This window comes from Micromonospora sp. NPDC000668 (assembly GCF_042897975.1).
Classification (GTDB): Bacteria; Actinomycetota; Actinomycetes; order Mycobacteriales; family Micromonosporaceae; genus Micromonospora.
In genome coordinates this window covers 292,669-308,657 of sequence record NZ_JBIAYP010000003.1, presented here as the reverse complement: position 1 = coordinate 308,657, position 15,989 = coordinate 292,669, and the positions used below count along the sequence as shown (strand labels likewise).

Genomic DNA, 15,989 nt, shown 5'->3' with positions numbered 1-15,989 from the left:
CCCCCGCACCGCGTGCCACCGCTCGCCGCCAACCTCGCGGCCGGGCCGGCCGCCCCGTCTGCCTCGACAGATTCTGGAGTCACCGCCATGTCCTCGTCCACCATGGACCCTGCTGATCCGGTCTTCCAGCTGCACCTGGGCGGCAAGATGGCCGTCACCTCGACGGTGCCGCTCACCAGCCGGGAAGACCTCTCGCTCGCGTACACCCCCGGGGTTGCCCTGGTGTGTGAGGCGATCGCCGCCGACCCCGACCTGGCCGACGACTACACGTGGGCGTCGCACGCCGTCGCGGTGGTCACCGACGGCTCGGCGGTGCTCGGGCTCGGCAACATCGGCCCGCGCGCCGCGCTGCCGGTGATGGAGGGCAAGGCGGTGCTGTTCAAGCAGTTCGCCGGGGTGGACGCGGTGCCGATCTGTCTGGACACGCAGGACGTCGACGAGATCGTCGCGGTGGTGCGGGCGCTGGCCCCCTCGTTCGGTGGGATCAACCTGGAGGACATCAGCGCGCCGCGCTGCTTCGAGGTCGAGCGTCGGCTGGACGAGGCGCTGGACATCCCGGTCTTCCACGACGACCAGCACGGCACCGCCATCGTGGTGCTCGCCGCGCTGCGCAACGCGGCCACCCTGCTCAATCGCAAGCTCGGTGACCTGCGGGTCGCCGTGAGCGGCGCTGGCGCGGCCGGCGTGGCCGTGACGAAGATGCTGGTCGCCGGGGGCGTCAACCCCGACCAGGTGGTGGTCTGTGACTCCAAGGGGATCATCGGCCGGCACCGCACCGAGCTGACCGGCACCAAGGCCGAGTTGGCCGCCAGCACCAACGCCGACGGTCGCCAGGGCGACATCACCGAGGCGCTGCGCGGCGCGGACGTGCTGATCGGCGTCTCCGGCGGGCAGATCCCGGAGGCGGCGGTCGCCGGCATGGCGCCCGGCGGGATCGTGTTCGCGCTGGCCAACCCGACCCCGGAGGTGCACCCCGAGGTGGCCGCCCGGCACGTCGCGGTGGTCGCCACCGGGCGCAGCGACTACCCCAACCAGATCAACAATGTGCTGGCCTTCCCCGGGGTGTTCCGCGGCGCGCTGGACGCCCGGGCCACCCGGATCACCGAGGGCATGAAGGTCGCCGCCGCGGACGCCATCGCCGGCGTGGTGGCCGAGTCGCTGACCGCCGAGGCGATCGTTCCGTCGCCGCTGGACCCCCGGGTCGCCCCGGCCGTCGCCGAGGCCGTCGCCGAGGCGGCGCGCCGCGACGGCGTCGCCCGCCGGTAGGGACGGGCACTTCTTAACGGGCGCTCAGCTTGTTACCGTGCCGATCATGCGTGCTGCCTTCGCCTCCCGCTTCGACGACGCCGATCCGCTCGCCGCGCTCACCGTCGGTGAGCGGCCCGAGCCGACCCATCCGGCCGACGACTGGGTGACCGTGCAGCTGCGGGCCACCTCGCTCAACCACCACGACCTCTGGTCACTGCGCGGGGTGGGGCTCACCGAGGCCCAGCTGCCGATGATCCTGGGCTGTGACGCGGTCGGCGTGGACCCGCAGGGCAACACGGTGGTCGTGTACCCGGTGGTGGTCACCCCGGGTGACCCGCGCGGGGTCTCCATCCTCTCCGAGCACTTCCCCGGCACCCTCGCCGAGCGGGTCGCCGTACCCCGGTCGAACCTGGTCCCGCTGCCCGACGGGCTGGCGGCGACCGACGCGGCCTGCCTGCCCACGGCCTGGCTGACCGCGTGGCGGATGCTGACCACCAAGGGCCGCGTCGCGGACGCCGACAGCGTGCTGGTGCAGGGCGCGGGTGGCGGCGTGGCCACCGCGGCCGTCGCGCTCGCCGTCGCGATGGGCAAGCGGGTGTACGCGACCAGCCGCGACCCCGTCAAGCGCGAGCGCATCACCGGGCTCGGCGCCATCGCCGTGGAACCGGGCGCCCGGCTGCCGGAACGGGTCGACGTGGTGATCGAGACGGTCGGCGCGGCCACCTTCGACCACTCCCTGAAGTCGGCCGCGCCGATGGCCCGGATCGTGGTCTCCGGCGCCACCGCCGGGCACGAGCCGTCGGTGAACCTCCGCCGGGTCTTCGCCATGCAGCTGGAGATCCTGGGCACCTCGATGGGCACCCCGGGCGAGCTGTACGAGTTGCTGGCGTTCTGCGCCGACAGCGGCGTGCGCCCGGTGGTGGACAGCGTGATCCCGTTCAGCCGGGTCGAGGACGCCTTCGCCCGGCTGCACTCCGGCGACACCTTCGGCAAGATCGTCGTCGACCACACCGCCTGACGAGGCGTTACCTTCAAGATCCGCGCAATATCCAGGAAAGAGTGGCCTCAGCGCTGCCGGAGGCCACTCTTTCCCTGATGTTGCGCGGATCGTCGGGCGCGTCGGTGGTCAGAGGTGATCGTCGAAGGTGGCGATGTCGCCGCGGGTGGCGTCGGTGGAGATGCGGCCCTTGGCCTTCGCGTCGCCGTAGAGCGTCCAACGGAGGAACTCGACCGAGGCGTCCGAGACCACCCGCAGCGTCGCACCGTCGCTGAGCAGGGCACGCCCGTGGTCGCCCTTGGGCAGGCTCAGCATCGCCTTCGGCCAGGGCACCTTGTCGTACGCGGCCTTGCCCGCCGCGTAGTCGACCACCTCGTCCAGCTCGCCGTGCACGAACAGTTGCGGCGCGGCCGCACCGGCGAACGCGGTGCCCACGCCGAGCGCCGTACCGGCGAACACCACGCCGGCGTCCAGCCGTTCGTCCCGGCTGGCGGTGAAGAGGCCGATGGTGGTCACCCCGCCGGCGGAGTGCCCGGCGGCGGCCACCCGCTCGGCGTCCAGCCGGCCGCGCAGCGGGTCGCCGGCCTTGCCGTCCAGCGCCAGCACCTGGGTCAGCGCGTAGGACACGTCGGCCGGCTGGTTGAGCACGTCGAGGATGTTGCCGTCGCTGCCCCGGGCGGTGTGCGGAAAGGTCGGCGCGGCCACCACGAAGCCCGCCGCCGCCCACCGGGTCAGGATCGTGGCGTAGTCCTCCGGCCGCCCGGTCAGGCCGTGACTGAACATCACCACCGGAAACCGGCCGTCCGCAGCCGCCGCGGACCGCTTCGTCGCGCCGCCGGCCGCCCCGACCGCCGGATACCAGAGCGTCACCGGCAGCGCCCGGCCGTCCCGGTTCAGCTTCAGCTGGCGTACGCCGACGGCGAAGCTCTTTTGTGGGGCGGTCCCGGCGGGTACCTGCGGTGTCGCCGTGACGGTGGGCTGCGGCTCGGCCGGCAGTGCCTGCCGGCTCTGGGCCGGGCGGGCATCGGCGGAGCAGCCGACCATGCTGGTCAGGAACAGGGCGCTGGCAAGCAGCGCGGGGGTGACGCGACGCGACATGAGACCGATTGTGCCTTGTCCGGCTGACCCGCTCGGCCGGGATCGGCGTGGCGTGCCTGCCCGCTGACCCAGCGCTCAGTCCCGCCGCAGCATCAGTGGGCCGGGCGGGACTCGTAATGGGTCAGGGTGGGGGAGTGGGCGTCGGCGGGGAGCCGGGCACCCGCCGCCGGGTCGTCGTAGAGGGTCCAGCGGAGAAAGTCGGTCGTGGTGGCGAGGACCGGGACGAAGCCCGGGTGGCCCGGGGTGAGGTACGCGCCGTGGTCCTGGCCGAGCAGGCTGAGGAACGCGGCCGGCCCGGGGGTACGCCCATACGCGGCTCGGCCGACCGTCACCGGCACCACCGCGTCGGCCGTACCGTGCACGAAGAGCACCGGCGCGGCCGGCCCGGCGAAGCTGCCCGGCAGTCCGCCTCCGGCGATCACGATGCCGGCGCGCAGCCGGGCCGGGTGCCCCGCGCTGAACATGCCGGTGGTGGTGAAGCCGCCTGCCGAGTGCCCGGCGGCGGCGATCCGCGCCGTGTCCAGGTGGCCGGCGAGCGGATCGCCCGGGTCGGTTGCGAGACGGAGCAGATGTCGGATCAGCCGCCAGCCGTCGGCCGGCTGGTTGCGGACGTCCGCCCGGGTGAAATGGGCCGCGCCGTGCCGGGTGTGCGGGAACGCCGGGGCGGCCACCACGAAACCGGCCGCCGCCCAGCGGGTGGTCAGCCCGGCGTGCAGGTCGGGTCGGCTGCCCAACCCGTGGCTGTAGATGACGACCGGGAACCGCCCGGCGGCGACCCCGCCCAGGGCAGCCGGGTACCAGATGGTCACCGGCAGGGGGCGCGCCGAGCGCGGATCGAGGGTGAGCGTACGCACGCCGACGGCGTACGACCCCTCGGGCGCCCGGCGCGCCGACAGCGGCCCGCCCGGGGCGGCGGTGGACCCGCCCGCCACGGCGGTGGCCGGCGCGCAACCAGCCAGCAGAGCTGTCACCAGTACGGCGATCAGCCGCCCCGCCCCCATCGTTCCACGGTAGGTGCCCGAGCGTGCGCAGCGACCCCGCCGTCCGGCCCGCCTGTACCCGCCACCCGGTCGGCTCCGCCCCGCCGGCCGGGTCGACCCGGCCGGTCGGCGTGGGTCGGGGGCGGTGCGCCGCGACCAGCTTCGCTAGGGTCACCCGCATGCCTGAGAACTACAGCGACCCCAGCGGCAACACCGAGGCGTTCCGCGCGTTCACCCAGACGCCGGAGGCCACCGCATCGGCGGAGTCGCCGTCCCGTCTACCGCTGATCATCGCTGCGGCGGTGGTCGTCGTGCTGCTGGTTGCCCTCGTCGCCTGGCTCGCCTAGAGCCGACCGTGCCGGACCGGGCGACGGCGCGTCCGCTCGCCCGGAGACCCGGGTCGGAACCGGGCCCGGCGCACCCGCAGCGTCGGGCGCTGATCCCGGCCGGTCGTCAGCCGGCCTGGACCACATCCCGGGTCTGCCGGGCGATCTCGCGTTCCTCGTCGGTGCGAATGACGCAAACGGACACCTCGGCGCCGTCGGGGGAGATCAGCCGGTCGCCGGCACCGTCGTTGCGGGCCGGGTCCACGGCGATGCCGAGCCGATCCAGCCCGGCCAGCGCCGCGGCCCGGACCGGCGCGGCGTGCTCGCCCACCCCAGCCGTGAAGGCGATCGCGTCCACCCGTCCGAGCAGCGCGTAGTACGCGCCCACGTACTCGGTGATCCGCCGGCAGTACACGTCGAAGGCCAGCTCCGCCGCCCGGTCCCCGTCCCCCCGGCGTTGGAGCACCTCACGCATGTCGTTGACGCCGGTCAGCCCGAGCAGGCCGCTGCGGTGGTTGAGCAGGTCGTCGATGTCGTCCACCGACAGCCCGCCCTCCCGCCGCAAATGGAAGATCACGGTCGGGTCGAGGTCGCCGCTGCGGGTGCCCATCACCAACCCCTCCAGCGGGGACATGCCCATCGAGGTGGCGACGCTGCGACCGGCGGCCACCGCGCAGGCGCTCGCCCCGTTGCCCAGGTGCAGGGTGATCGTGTTCAGCTGCTCGTACGGGCGGCCCAGCAGGTCGGCGGTGCGCCGGGAGACGTACGCGTGTGAGGTGCCGTGGAAGCCGTACCGGCGGATGCCGTACCGCTCGGCGGTGTCCCGGTCGATCGCGTAGGTCGCGGCGGCCTCCGGCAGGGTGTGGTGGAACGCGGTGTCGAAGACGGCGACCTGCGGGACGTCCGGCAGCGCCTCCCGGGCCACCTCGATGCCGGCCAGGTTCGCCGGGTTGTGCAGCGGGGCGAGCGGGACCAGGTCCCGGATCGCGGCCAGCACCGCGTCGTCGATCAGGACCGGCGTGCTGAACTTCCGGCCACCGTGCACCACCCGGTGCCCGACCGCGGTCAGCCCGGCCAGGTCCAGCCCGGCAAGGATCTGCCGGACCGCACTGGCGTGGTCCGCCGGCCCGCCGCCGGGCTCACCGACCCGCTCGACCGTGCCCTGGTCGAGCACCCGGTCGCCGTCGTAGCGGCGCCACTTCACCGACGACGACCCGCAGTTGAGCACCAGCACGCAACTCACGACGCCTCCTCGGTGGCCGCCTGGATGGCGGTGATCGCCACCGTGTTGACGATGTCCGGCACGGTGGCGCCGCGGGACAGGTCGTTCACCGGCCGGCGCAGGCCCTGCATCACCGGGCCGACCGCGACCGCCCCGGCGGAGCGCTGTACCGCCTTGTACGTGTTGTTGCCGGTGTTCAGGTCCGGGAAGATGAAGACCGTGGCCTGGCCGGCGACCGGGCTGCCCGGCAGCTTGGTGGCCGCCACCGCCGGGTCGATCGCCGCGTCGTACTGGATCGGCCCCTCGACCAGCAGGTCGGGCCGGCGCTCTCGCACCAGCGCGGTGGCCGTGGCGACCTTCTCCACGTCCGCGCCGGCGCCGGAGCTGCCGGTGGAGTAGGACAGCATGGCCACCCGAGGCTCGATGCCGAACCGGGCCGCGGTATCGGCGGAGGAGATCGCGATGTCCGCGAGCTGGGCGGCGTCCGGGTCGCGGTTGACCGCGCAGTCGCCGTAGACGAGCACCCGGTCGGCGAGCAGCATGAAGAACACACTGGAGGCCACCGAGGCCCCCGGCACGGTACGGATGATCTCGAACGCCGGCCGGATGGTGGCGGCGGTGGTGTGCGTGGCGCCGGAGACCATGCCGTCAGCGTGCCCGGTGGCCACCATCAGCGTGCCGAAGTAGTTGGGCTGGGCCACGATGTCGTGCGCCAACTCGGCGGTGACGCCCCGGTGGGCGCGCAACCGGGCGTACTCGGCCGCGAAGTCGTCCCGCCACCCGCTGGTGACCGGGTCGACCAGGTGCGCGTCGCCGACGTCGATTCCCAGCTCGCGGGTCCGCCGGGCGATGTCGTCCGGCCGGCCGAGCAGAGTCAGCTCGGCCACCCCCCGGCGGAGCAGGATCTCGGCCGCGCGCAGGATCCGCTCATCGGCGCCCTCCGGCAGCACCACGTGCCGGCGCCGCGAGCGGGCGCGGTCGATCAGCTCGTTCTCGAACATCAGCGGGGTGACCCGGGCCGACCGGCTGACCCGCAGCCGGCGGGCCAGATCGTCGGTGTCCACGCAGCGCTCGAACGCACCGAGCGCCGCCTCCACCTTGCGGGGGTTGGCCGCGTTGGGCCGACCCTCGATCCGGCTGGACGCGGCCACCGTGTCGTAGCTGTCACTGCGTACGGACAGCACCGCCAGTCCGGTGTTCAGCCCTTCCACCAGCCGCATCACCCGTGGGTCGGGCTGCTCGCCGAGCGTCAGCACGAGCCCGGCCACCGACACCTGCCCGGCCACGTGCGCGGCGCTGGCGGCGACGAGCAGGTCGGCCCGGTCCCCGGGGGTGATCACCAGGGCGCCCTCGGTGAGGTGGCCCAGCAGGGTCGGCACGTGCGCGGCGCCGACCACGAAGTCCAGTACGTCCCGGCCGAGCGCGGCGTCGTCCCCGGCCAGCAGGGTGGCGTCGAGCGCCGCCGCCACCTCGGCCACCGTCGGCGCCGACACGGTCGGCACCTCCGGGATGGCGTACGCGGGGACCGGCAGGTCGGGCAGGGTCATCGGCTCGGCTACCCGATTGGCGATCACCGCGAGCACGGTGGCGCCCAGGTCGGCCAGGTCGTGGTACGCCCCCCGCACGGCGGCCGCGACGGCGGCCGGCTCCTGCCCGAAGCCGTCCACCACCGGCACCACCACGCTGCCGAACTCGGTGGCCAGCCGGGCGTTGAAGGCCAACTCCCGGGGACGGGCCGGGTCGCCCGGGTCGTCGAAGTCGCTGCCCACCACGACCACCGCCGGGCACTGCCGCTCCACCGCCCGGTAGCGCTCGACGATGGCGGAGATCAGCTCCTCCCGCCGGCCGTCGGCCACCAGTGCAGCGGCCTCGGCATAGGTCGTCCCGGCCAACTCGGCCAACGGCAGCTCGACCCGGTAGCGCTCGCTGAGCAGGGCGAGGATCGGGTCCGGGCCGTTGTCGCCGACCAGCGGCCGGAACACACCGATCCGCCCGACCTGGCGGGACAGCAACTCGGCCAGTCCGAGCGCGATCGTCGACTTACCCCCGCCAGACCCCACACTCGTCAGATACACGCTCCTGGCCACGCCCCCCACCCTAGAAGATCGCGCCCGCCCCCCACCCGGGCCCTCCGACCCCCACCCCCAGGGCCTTTTCTCCGTTGATCATGAAGTTGTGCCGCGACCCGCCGATGACACGCGCAAACAACTTTATGATCAACGGGCGGGGCCGGGCGGGCCGGGCGGGGCCGGGCGGGCCGGGCGGGGCCGGGCGGGCCGGGCGGGCCGGGCGGGGTGGGGTGGGGTGGGTTTGGGGTGGGTTTGGGGTTAGTCGTCTTCGGGGTCGTCTAGGCGGGCCAGGTAGGTAGCCAGGCGTTCGATGGGGGTTTCGAAGTCGGGGTTGAGGTCGACGAAGTCGCGCAGGCGCTCGCCGAGCCACTCCAGGGTCACCTGCTCGTCGCCCCGGCGCTCGACCAGTTCCTCGATGCCACGGTCGGTGAAGTACATCGGTACGTCCTCCTGCTCGGCCCGGCTCGGGCCGGGCGGGTGGACCGACGGAGGCCGGGGCAGGACCGTGGTGACGGCCCTGCCCCGGCTCTCACGGCGCGGTCAGGTCACGGGCGGGGGAGAGCCGCCTCGATCAGCGCGTTCTGCTCGACCTCGTGCGTCTTGGCCGAGCCGACCGCCGGGGCTGCCGCGGCCGGGCGGGAGATCCGCTGCAGCCGGACGTCCGTGAGGTGCTCCAGCAGGTTGAGCGCGACGAACGACCAGGCGCCCTGGTTGGCCGGCTCCTCCTGCACCCAGGCGAAGTCCTCCGCGTTCGGGTACTGCGCGAGGGCCGCCCGGATCTCCTCCACCGGCAGCGGGTACAGCTGCTCGATCCGGATGATCGCGGTGTCGGTGACCTCACGCTGCTGCCGGGCCTGGAACAGGTCGTAGTAGATCTTGCCGGTGCAGAGCAGCACGCGCTTCACCGCCTCCGGCGCCGGGGCGGCCGTGTCGCGCAGCACCGGCTGGAAGGTCCCGGTGGTGAAGTCCTCCACCGAGGAGACGCAGAGCTTGTGCCGCAGCAGCGACTTCGGCGTGAACACCACCAGCGGCTTGCGCTTGGGCGACAGGGCCTGGCGGCGCAGCAGGTGGAAGTAGTTCGCCGGGGTGGTCGGGATGGACACCCGCATGTTGTCCTCGGCGCACATCTGCAGGAACCGCTCCGGGCGGCCGGAGGTGTGGTCCGGGCCCTGGCCCTCGTGACCGTGCGGCAACAGCAGGGTGACCGCGGAGCGCTGGCCCCACTTCACCTCGCCGGAGGAGATGAACTCGTCGATCACCGACTGGGCGCCGTTGACGAAGTCACCGAACTGGGCCTCCCAGGCCACCAGCGCGTTGATGTTCTCCACCGAGTAGCCGTACTCGAAGCCCATCGCCGCGTACTCGCTGAGCAGCGAGTCGTGCACGAAGAACCGGGAACGCTCGCCGTCGCCGGTGAGCGACTTCAGCGGCAGGTAGTCGTCGCCGGTGCGGGCGTCCACCACCGAGGCGTGCCGCTGGACGAAGGTGCCGCGGCGGGAGTCCTGACCGGCCAGCCGGACGGTGACCCCGTCGTGCAGCAGCGCCCCGAGCGCGATGATCTCGCCGAAGCCCCAGTCGATGTTGCCCTCGACGGACATCTTGGCCCGCCGGTCGAGCAGCTGCTGGATCCGCTTGTGCGGCGTGAAGCCCTCCGGCAGGTTGACGTGCGCCTCGCCGATCGCCTTCACGACGGCCGCGTCGGTGGCGGTGTCGACCTGCGGCTCCGGCTCCTCCTCGCGGCGCGGCCGGTTGAGCTGGCGCGGTGCCGCGGCGGCGTCCCGGGTGGCCTTGAAGACCTTCTCCAACTGCGCCTGGTAGTCGCGCAGCAGTTCCTCCGCGTCCTCCACGGTGATGTCGCCGCGACCGATCAGCTCCTCGGTGTAGAGCTTGCGCACCGAGCGCTTCGAGTCAATGATCTTGTACATCTGGGGGTTGGACATCGACGGGTCGTCGCCCTCGTTGTGCCCGCGCCGGCGGTAGCAGACCATGTCGATCACGACGTCCTTGTTGAACGCCTGCCGGTACTCGAAGGCCAGCCGGGCCACCCGGACCACGGCCTCCGGGTCGTCGCCGTTGACGTGGAAGATCGGCGCCTGGATCATCCGGGCCACATCGGTGCTGTAGAGGCTGGACCGGCTGTACTCCGGGGCGGTGGTGAAGCCGACCTGGTTGTTGACCACCACGTGCACGGTGCCGCCGGTGCGGTAGCCGCGCAGCTGCGAGAGGTTGAGCGTCTCGGCGACCACGCCCTGACCCGCGAAGGCGGCGTCACCGTGCACCGCCAGCGGCAGCACGGTGTAGCCCTCCAGCTTGAGGTCGATCCGGTCCTGCTTGGCCCGGACGATGCCCTCCAGCACTGGGTCGACGGCCTCCAGGTGCGACGGGTTGGCCACCACCGACACCTTGACGGCGTGCTCGCCGTCGGGGGTGGTGAACTTGCCGTTCTGGCCCAGGTGGTACTTCACGTCGCCGGAGCCCTGCGTCGAGCGCGGGTCCAGGTGACCCTCGAACTCGGAGAAGATCTTCTCGTACGGCTTGCCGACGATGTTGGCCAGCACGTTGAGCCGGCCCCGGTGCGCCATGCCGATGACGACCTCGTCCAGCCCGCCCTCGGCGGAGGACTCCAGCACCTCGCCGAGCAGCGGGATCAGCGACTCGCCGCCCTCCAGCGAGAACCGCTTCTGGCCGACGTACTTGGTCTGCAGGAAGGTCTCGAACGCCTCGGCGGCGTTGAGCCGGTTGAGCACATGCTTCTGCTCGTCGAGGGGCGGCTTCTCGTACTTGCGCTCGATCCGCTCCTGGATCCAGCGCCGCTCCTCCGGGTCCTGGATGTGCATGTACTCGATGCCGACCCGGCGGCAGTACGAGTCGCGCAGCACGCCGAGGATCGAGCGCAGCTTCATCCGCTGCCGGCCGGCGAAACCGTTCACCGGGAACTCGCGGTCCAGGTCCCACAGCGTCAGCCCGTGCTGGAGGACGTCCAGGTCGGGGTGCTTGCGGATCTTGAATTCCAGCGGGTCGGTGTCGGCCATCAGGTGACCGCGCACCCGGTACGCGTGGATCAGCTCGTGCACCCGGGCGGTCTTGTTGATCTGACCCTCGGAGTTGACCGCCACGTCGCGCACCCAGCGCACCGGCTCGTACGGGATCCGCAGCGAGGTGAAGATCTCGTCGTAGAAGCCGTGCTCGCCCAGGATCAGCTCGTGCATCACCTTGAGGAACTCGCCGGACTGCGCGCCCTGGATGATCCGGTGGTCGTACGTGCTGGTCAGCGTGATGATCTTGCTGACCGCGAGCTCGGCCAGGGTGACCTCGGACATGCCCTGGTAGGGGGCCGGGTACTCCATGGCGCCGACGCCGATGATCGCGCTCTGCCCCTGCATGAGCCGCGGCATCGAGTGCACGGTGCCGATGCCGCCCGGGTTGGTCAGCGAGATCGTGGTGCCGGAGTAGTCCTCCATGGTCAGCTCGTTGCGCCGCGCCCGCCGGACCACGTCCTCGTACGCCTGCCAGAACTGCCGGAAGTCCATCTGCTCGCAGCCCTTGATGGAGGGGACCACCAGGTTGCGGCTGCCGTCCGGCTTGGCCAGGTCGATCGCGATGCCGAGGTTGACGTGCGCCGGGCGGACCACGGCCGGCTTGCCGTTGGCCTCGGCGAAGGAGTTGTTCATCTCCGGGTGCTGGACCAGCGCCCGGACCATCGCGTAGCCGACCAGGTGGGTGAAGCTGACCTTGCCGCCGCGCCCCCGGGCGAGGTGGTTGTTGATCACGATGCGGTTGTCGACCAGCAGCTTGGCCGGGACCGCCCGCACACTGGTTGCCGTGGGCACGCTCAGCGAGGCGTCCATGTTCTGGACGATCTTCGCGGCGACGCCACGCAGTGGCGTGGTCTGCGGGCCGTCGGCGCTCGGCGCCGGGGCGGCCTTCGCGGCCGGCTTGGCCGGGGCGGCCTTCGTCGGGGCGGGTGCGGCGGCGGGCTTGGCCGGTGCCGGCTTCGCGGCGGCCGGCTTGCTGGCGGGCGCCGACGGTGCCGTGGCGCTCGGCTGGCTGACCTTGGCGGCGGCTTCCGGCTGGCCGTCCGGCTCCGGCGCGGCGGCCGGTGCGCTCGTCGGCTCACCAGCGCGCGGGGTGCCGGCGCCCGGCGCCGGCCGGTAGTCGGCGAAGAAGTCGTGCCAGGCCGAATCGACGCTCGTTGGGTCGGCGAGGTACCGCTGGTACATCTCCTCGACGATCCACTCGTTCGGGCCGAAACCCGCCAGTGGGTTCTCCTGCGAAGTCTGCTGGGTCGACACGGCCGGTAATCGCCTCTTTCAAGCGGGTTTGTGTGTCAAGCGGTGTCCGCCGCGCCCAGTTAGGAGCACGGACAGGACGGCTCCCAGGCTACGCCGTACTGATCCCGCAGGCATTTCCGCCTCGGCCCCGTGGTCCGTTTCACAGAAGATGCCAGAAGTTCAGCAACCGCTGCGTGGTCCGTCAACCACTGATAAAGGCGCTGACCAGCCACGACTGAGTACCGGTACGGATGTCCGCCGGAGCGATGCCGGCGAGGATCGGCCGCATGGATCACACAGAGGCGCCGGGTCGGTACGGCCGGAGCATGGCGGTCGCGTTCGGCTGGTACGCCACCGCGATCGCGGCGGTGGTGGTGGGCACGACCAGCGTGCCGAGCGCGCCGCGGCAGGACTGCTCGGCGATGTTCAGCTGCCTCTCGCCGCTGGAGTCGCTGGCACTGGCCGGGCTGTTCTGGGGCGGGCCGGTGCTCGTGGCCTTGCTGGTCGTCACGGCGATCGTCGCCGCGCTGCTCGTTCGCCGGATCCCCTCGGTGGTGCTGGCCGGCACCCTGTCCGTGGCGGTCAGCGTCGCGGTCGGCGCCGTCGTGGCCGGCGCGTACCTGGGTCGATCGTGAAGCGGCTCGGCCTGGGCGGGCTCTTCTTCGCCTGGCTCTACGGGGTGCCGTTCCTGCTCGTGGTGGGCCTGATCCGGCGGACGTCGACGCCGTACACGCCGACCGAGGACGCGGCGCGGGCGTTCGGGGCCACCACGGACGCCCTGCTGGCCGTCGGGCTGGTGCTGAATGTGGCGCTCCCGGCGGTCGGCCTGCTGCTGGCCGGGCTGGTCGGGGAGGAGGGCTGGCGTCGGCACTTCGGCTGGGCCTTCGGCGGGGTGGCGCTGATCTACCTGGCGGTCGCGCTGGCCGGCAGCATGGCGACCAGCGCCTTGATCGGCCACAGCCCGGCCGACCAGGAGCCGGACCCGCCGGTCGGCCACTGCGTCCCGATCAGCGGCGGCCGAAGCTGCCCGGGCGGGTAGCCGGCGACGCGTGGCGTTGGCCCCGGGCGACGACCGTGCCGTTGGCCCCAGCCCCGGGTGGCGACGGCAGATCGCCACCCGGAGCCGGCTGTGCTCAGGAAATGTCCCGCCGACGAGTCAGCAGAATGCCGACGATGCCGCTGACCAGGGCATAGCCGACCAACACCAGAGCCCCGACCCACCAGGCGGGCGTCATCTCCGACTCGCCCCCGCTGATCATGATGGTCGACGCGGCGGCCGGCCAGACGACCTGCCACTTGACGATGTCCATGTTGTCCATCCAGTTGGCCAGCAGGAGGAAGAGCACCCCCACGACCTGCGTACCCACCAGATAGAGCACCGAGGCGGTGATCACGGCGCCCAACTGGCTGGTGATGAGCGTGCCGATCCCCACCCCGAGGATGGTCCAGATGCCGTAGGCCAGCAGGTTGAGCAGCAGCGCGCGCTGGACTTCCCACTCCCCGAGGCCCGTGTCGTAGCCGTTGAGCGACAGGAACGACGCCCCGGCGGCCAGGTCGATCACGGTGGTCACCAGCCAGAACGCGAAGCCGAGCACGGCAGCCGCGAGGAGCTTGCTGATGATCACCGAGGTTCGCCGCGGGGTGGTGAGGAAGGTGGTGGTCGCGGTCTGGTGGAAGAACTCGTTCGTGACCATGAGGATGCCGATGAGCATCACGAACATCAGGCCGAGGTACTGACCCGAGGTGTAGAGGTTCGCCATCACGGACGGAGCGGAGGCGGCGTCGCCGGTGAGGCCGATGTTCTCGCCGTTGCCCTTCAGCGCCTCGCTGGCCAGCCAGGCGTTCAGCGCGAAGGCCAGGACGATCGACAGGAATGCCCCGAGGCCCAGCAGCCACCAGGTGTTGGTGGTACGGATCTTGAGCAGTTCGGCTCGGACCAGGTTCATCGGATGCCCGCCTTTCCGGCCGTCAGCTCCAGGAAGACCCGTTCCAGGTCGGGCCGTTCGGTGGTCAGTTCGTGCAGCTCCACCCCGGCGGCGAGAGCGGTCCGGCCGACCGTCGGGGCGTCCACCCCGGCCACCAGCAGGACGCCGTGCTCGTCGGTGTCGACGGTGGCCGACTGCGCCTTCAGCGCGGCGGTCAGCGCCTCGGCCTGCGGGGTGCGGACCCGCACGCGGGCGCCCTGCGCCATCGACCCGAGGACCTGGTCGACCGGCCCCTGCCGGACCAACTGGCCGGCCGCGATGATCACCACGTCGTCGGCGAGCAGCTGCATCTCCGACAGCAGGTGGCTGGAGACCAGCACGGTGCGACCCTCGTGGGCGAGGTTCTTGAGGAATCCCCGCATCCACCGGATGCCCTCCGGGTCGAGCCCGTTGGCGGGCTCGTCGAGGATCAGCACCCGGGGGTCGCCGAGCATCGCGGCGGCGATGCCGAGCCGCTGCTTCATACCCAGCGAGTAACCCTTGAACTTGCGCTTCGCCGCCGGGGTCAGCCCGACCAGGGCCAGCGCCTCGTCGGCTCGCTGCTTGGGCAGCCCTGCCGCCGCGCAGATCACCCGCAGGTGGTTGATGCCGGTGCGACCCTTGTGCGCGCTGGACGCCTCCAGCACCGCGCCGACCTGCCGCATCGGGTCCGAGAGGTCGACGTACCGGTGGCCGCTGATGGTGGCCGTACCGGCGGTGGGCGTGACGAGGTTCAGCAGCATGCGCAGCGTGGTGGTCTTGCCGGCGCCGTTCGGGCCGAGGAAGCCGGTCACCCGCCCCGGTGCCACGGTGAAGGACAGGTTGTTCACCGCCCGGACGTTCTTGTACTGCTTCGTCAGACCGGACACCACGATCTGACCGTCGCTGGTGGGGCTTCGCTGCCCGTCAGTCATCGTTCTCCTCCCGCGTGTGGCGTCGAGGTACGCCGTGGCACAGCGTGACGGCCCCAGGCAACAAGGTCAATCAGGCGCGGTCCGTACGGCGTGGTCCTTCTCGAGGTGGAGGCGGGTCCGTCCTGCGGACGACGCCGTGGGTCAGCGGGCGATCCAGGTGGCCCGGGCCGCACCCAGCAGGGCGCCGTCCGGGCCGTACAGGCTGGTGTGCACGAGCGCCTTGCGGCCGTCGATGCGAATCAGCGCACCGGTCACCACGCACTCGTCGCCCGGCGCTGGCAGCGCGGTGACCACGGCGGCGATCCGGCCCAACACGTACGGCCGGCCGGGTGCGAGCACCGTCCAGCCGCCGGGGCAGTCCAGCGCCGCCCAGGCCGTGGCGCCGCTGACCTGCTCGGGTGCCCGGAACGGCGCGGCGGTCCGCCCGTCCGGCAGCCGGCCGGGGAAGATCCGCAGCCCGTCCGTCCGGTGCGGGCCGCAGACGTAGCAGTCGGGGAACGGGTGCTCGACCAGGCCGGGGTAGCGGGTCGCGGCGTCCACCGCGATGTCCCGGTCGACCGGCGGTACGACGGCGTCCACCTCTCCGGTCGGGCGGACCTCGGCCACCAGCTCGCCGGCCGGGTCACGAACCTCGCCGTCGACCATCCGCAGCGCGGTCTCCAACGGCGGCGGCCGGCGCAGCGTCACCTCGACCGGTCCGGGGCCGCCCGCGGCGGCGGCGAAGACTCCGGCGCTCCAGCCGCCGTTGCCGGAGCCGGAGGGCCCGTTGTAGCGGGACTCGATGCGCATCGTCGACCTCCGGAGGGCTGTGCCGGCACCGTCGCCGGGTCCGTCCGGCAGCCTCGCACGGGCACCGTCGGGCACCTCCGGCGGCCGTGCCGGTGGGTCATCCGGTGGTTG

Annotated in this window: 14 protein-coding genes; 5 read left to right on the top strand and 9 right to left on the bottom strand. The window is 72.4% G+C overall.

Features of this window, described 5'->3' with window-relative positions; all coding sequences use genetic code 11:
* The first annotated feature begins 87 nt into the window (after positions 1-87).
* Entirely contained in the window at positions 88-1,266 is a 1,179-nt protein-coding gene (locus ACFY29_RS17590; RefSeq protein ID WP_328420000.1) for an NADP-dependent malic enzyme, read from the top strand.
* Positions 1,267-1,303: 37 nt separating this feature from the next.
* Positions 1,304-2,266: a zinc-binding dehydrogenase gene (locus ACFY29_RS17585; protein WP_386987329.1), complete on the top strand. Its 963-nt coding sequence runs from the start codon at positions 1,304-1,306 to the stop codon at positions 2,264-2,266.
* A gap of 108 nt (positions 2,267-2,374) precedes the next feature.
* Here ACFY29_RS17585 and ACFY29_RS17580 read toward each other — a convergent pair whose 3' ends face one another.
* Entirely contained in the window at positions 2,375-3,343 is a 969-nt protein-coding gene (locus tag ACFY29_RS17580; RefSeq protein ID WP_386987326.1) for an alpha/beta hydrolase family protein, read from the bottom strand.
* 92 nt (positions 3,344-3,435) lie between these two features.
* Positions 3,436-4,344, bottom strand: a complete 909-nt coding sequence (locus ACFY29_RS17575; RefSeq protein ID WP_386987323.1) for an alpha/beta hydrolase family protein — start codon at positions 4,342-4,344, stop codon at positions 3,436-3,438.
* Positions 4,345-4,502: 158 nt separating this feature from the next.
* Here ACFY29_RS17575 and ACFY29_RS17570 point away from each other — a divergent pair, with 158 nt between their 5' ends.
* On the top strand, positions 4,503-4,670 hold the full coding sequence (locus ACFY29_RS17570; protein ID WP_328419992.1) for a hypothetical protein: 168 nt from the start codon (positions 4,503-4,505) through the stop codon (positions 4,668-4,670).
* A gap of 106 nt (positions 4,671-4,776) precedes the next feature.
* On the opposite strand, the gene ACFY29_RS17565 is transcribed toward ACFY29_RS17570, so the two are convergent.
* From ACFY29_RS17565 to ACFY29_RS17550, 4 genes are all read right to left on the bottom strand, one after another.
* Positions 4,777-5,892: an acetate kinase gene (locus ACFY29_RS17565; protein WP_328419990.1), complete on the bottom strand. Its 1,116-nt coding sequence runs from the start codon at positions 5,890-5,892 to the stop codon at positions 4,777-4,779.
* On the bottom strand, positions 5,889-7,958 hold the full coding sequence (gene pta / locus ACFY29_RS17560; RefSeq protein WP_386987320.1) for a phosphate acetyltransferase: 2,070 nt from the start codon (positions 7,956-7,958) through the stop codon (positions 5,889-5,891). The genes ACFY29_RS17565 and pta overlap by 4 nt, the downstream gene beginning before the upstream one ends.
* A 240-nt stretch (positions 7,959-8,198) precedes the next feature.
* A complete protein-coding gene (locus ACFY29_RS17555; RefSeq protein ID WP_328419986.1) occupies positions 8,199-8,378 on the bottom strand; it encodes a DUF6104 family protein in 180 nt (59 codons plus the stop codon).
* 107 nt (positions 8,379-8,485) lie between these two features.
* The gene (locus ACFY29_RS17550; protein WP_386987318.1) at positions 8,486-12,232 is read right to left on the bottom strand and encodes a multifunctional oxoglutarate decarboxylase/oxoglutarate dehydrogenase thiamine pyrophosphate-binding subunit/dihydrolipoyllysine-residue succinyltransferase subunit; all 3,747 of its coding nucleotides are present in this window, start codon (positions 12,230-12,232) and stop codon (positions 8,486-8,488) included.
* 266 nt (positions 12,233-12,498) lie between these two features.
* On the opposite strand from ACFY29_RS17550, the gene ACFY29_RS17545 reads away from it, so the two are divergent.
* On the top strand, positions 12,499-12,846 hold the full coding sequence (locus ACFY29_RS17545) for a hypothetical protein (RefSeq protein ID WP_328419982.1): 348 nt from the start codon (positions 12,499-12,501) through the stop codon (positions 12,844-12,846).
* The gene (locus ACFY29_RS17540) at positions 12,843-13,250 is read left to right on the top strand and encodes a hypothetical protein (RefSeq protein WP_386987315.1); all 408 of its coding nucleotides are present in this window, start codon (positions 12,843-12,845) and stop codon (positions 13,248-13,250) included. Before ACFY29_RS17545 ends, ACFY29_RS17540 begins: the two co-directional genes overlap by 4 nt.
* 94 nt (positions 13,251-13,344) lie before the next feature.
* Here the strand turns inward: ACFY29_RS17540 and ACFY29_RS17535 are convergent, their stop codons facing one another.
* The 3 genes from ACFY29_RS17535 to ACFY29_RS17525 all read right to left on the bottom strand — a co-directional run bounded on the left by ACFY29_RS17535 (position 13,345) and on the right by ACFY29_RS17525 (position 15,878).
* Complete coding sequence (locus ACFY29_RS17535; protein WP_328419978.1) at positions 13,345-14,157, bottom strand: ABC transporter permease; 813 nt, start codon at positions 14,155-14,157, stop codon at positions 13,345-13,347.
* Complete coding sequence (locus ACFY29_RS17530) at positions 14,154-15,089, bottom strand: ATP-binding cassette domain-containing protein (protein ID WP_328419977.1); 936 nt, start codon at positions 15,087-15,089, stop codon at positions 14,154-14,156. The genes ACFY29_RS17535 and ACFY29_RS17530 overlap by 4 nt, the downstream gene beginning before the upstream one ends.
* A gap of 141 nt (positions 15,090-15,230) precedes the next feature.
* On the bottom strand, positions 15,231-15,878 hold the full coding sequence (locus ACFY29_RS17525) for a hypothetical protein (protein WP_386987311.1): 648 nt from the start codon (positions 15,876-15,878) through the stop codon (positions 15,231-15,233).
* Positions 15,879-15,989: the final 111 nt, after the last annotated feature.

Excerpts from the sequence above, each read along its gene's own strand:
- ACFY29_RS17590 (WP_328420000.1), top strand. The coding sequence starts at position 88 with ATGTCCTCGTCCACCATGGACCCTGCTGATCCGGTCTTCCAGCTGCAC.
- ACFY29_RS17580 (WP_386987326.1), bottom strand. The coding sequence starts at position 3,343 with ATGTCGCGTCGCGTCACCCCCGCGCTGCTTGCCAGCGCCCTGTTCCTG.
- ACFY29_RS17575 (WP_386987323.1), bottom strand. The coding sequence starts at position 4,344 with ATGGGGGCGGGGCGGCTGATCGCCGTACTGGTGACAGCTCTGCTGGCT.
- ACFY29_RS17570 (WP_328419992.1), top strand. The coding sequence starts at position 4,503 with ATGCCTGAGAACTACAGCGACCCCAGCGGCAACACCGAGGCGTTCCGC.
- ACFY29_RS17555 (WP_328419986.1), bottom strand. The coding sequence starts at position 8,378 with ATGTACTTCACCGACCGTGGCATCGAGGAACTGGTCGAGCGCCGGGGC.
- ACFY29_RS17545 (WP_328419982.1), top strand. The coding sequence starts at position 12,499 with ATGGATCACACAGAGGCGCCGGGTCGGTACGGCCGGAGCATGGCGGTC.
- ACFY29_RS17535 (WP_328419978.1), bottom strand. The coding sequence starts at position 14,157 with ATGAACCTGGTCCGAGCCGAACTGCTCAAGATCCGTACCACCAACACC.
- ACFY29_RS17530 (WP_328419977.1), bottom strand. The coding sequence starts at position 15,089 with ATGACTGACGGGCAGCGAAGCCCCACCAGCGACGGTCAGATCGTGGTG.
- ACFY29_RS17525 (WP_386987311.1), bottom strand. The coding sequence starts at position 15,878 with ATGCGCATCGAGTCCCGCTACAACGGGCCCTCCGGCTCCGGCAACGGC.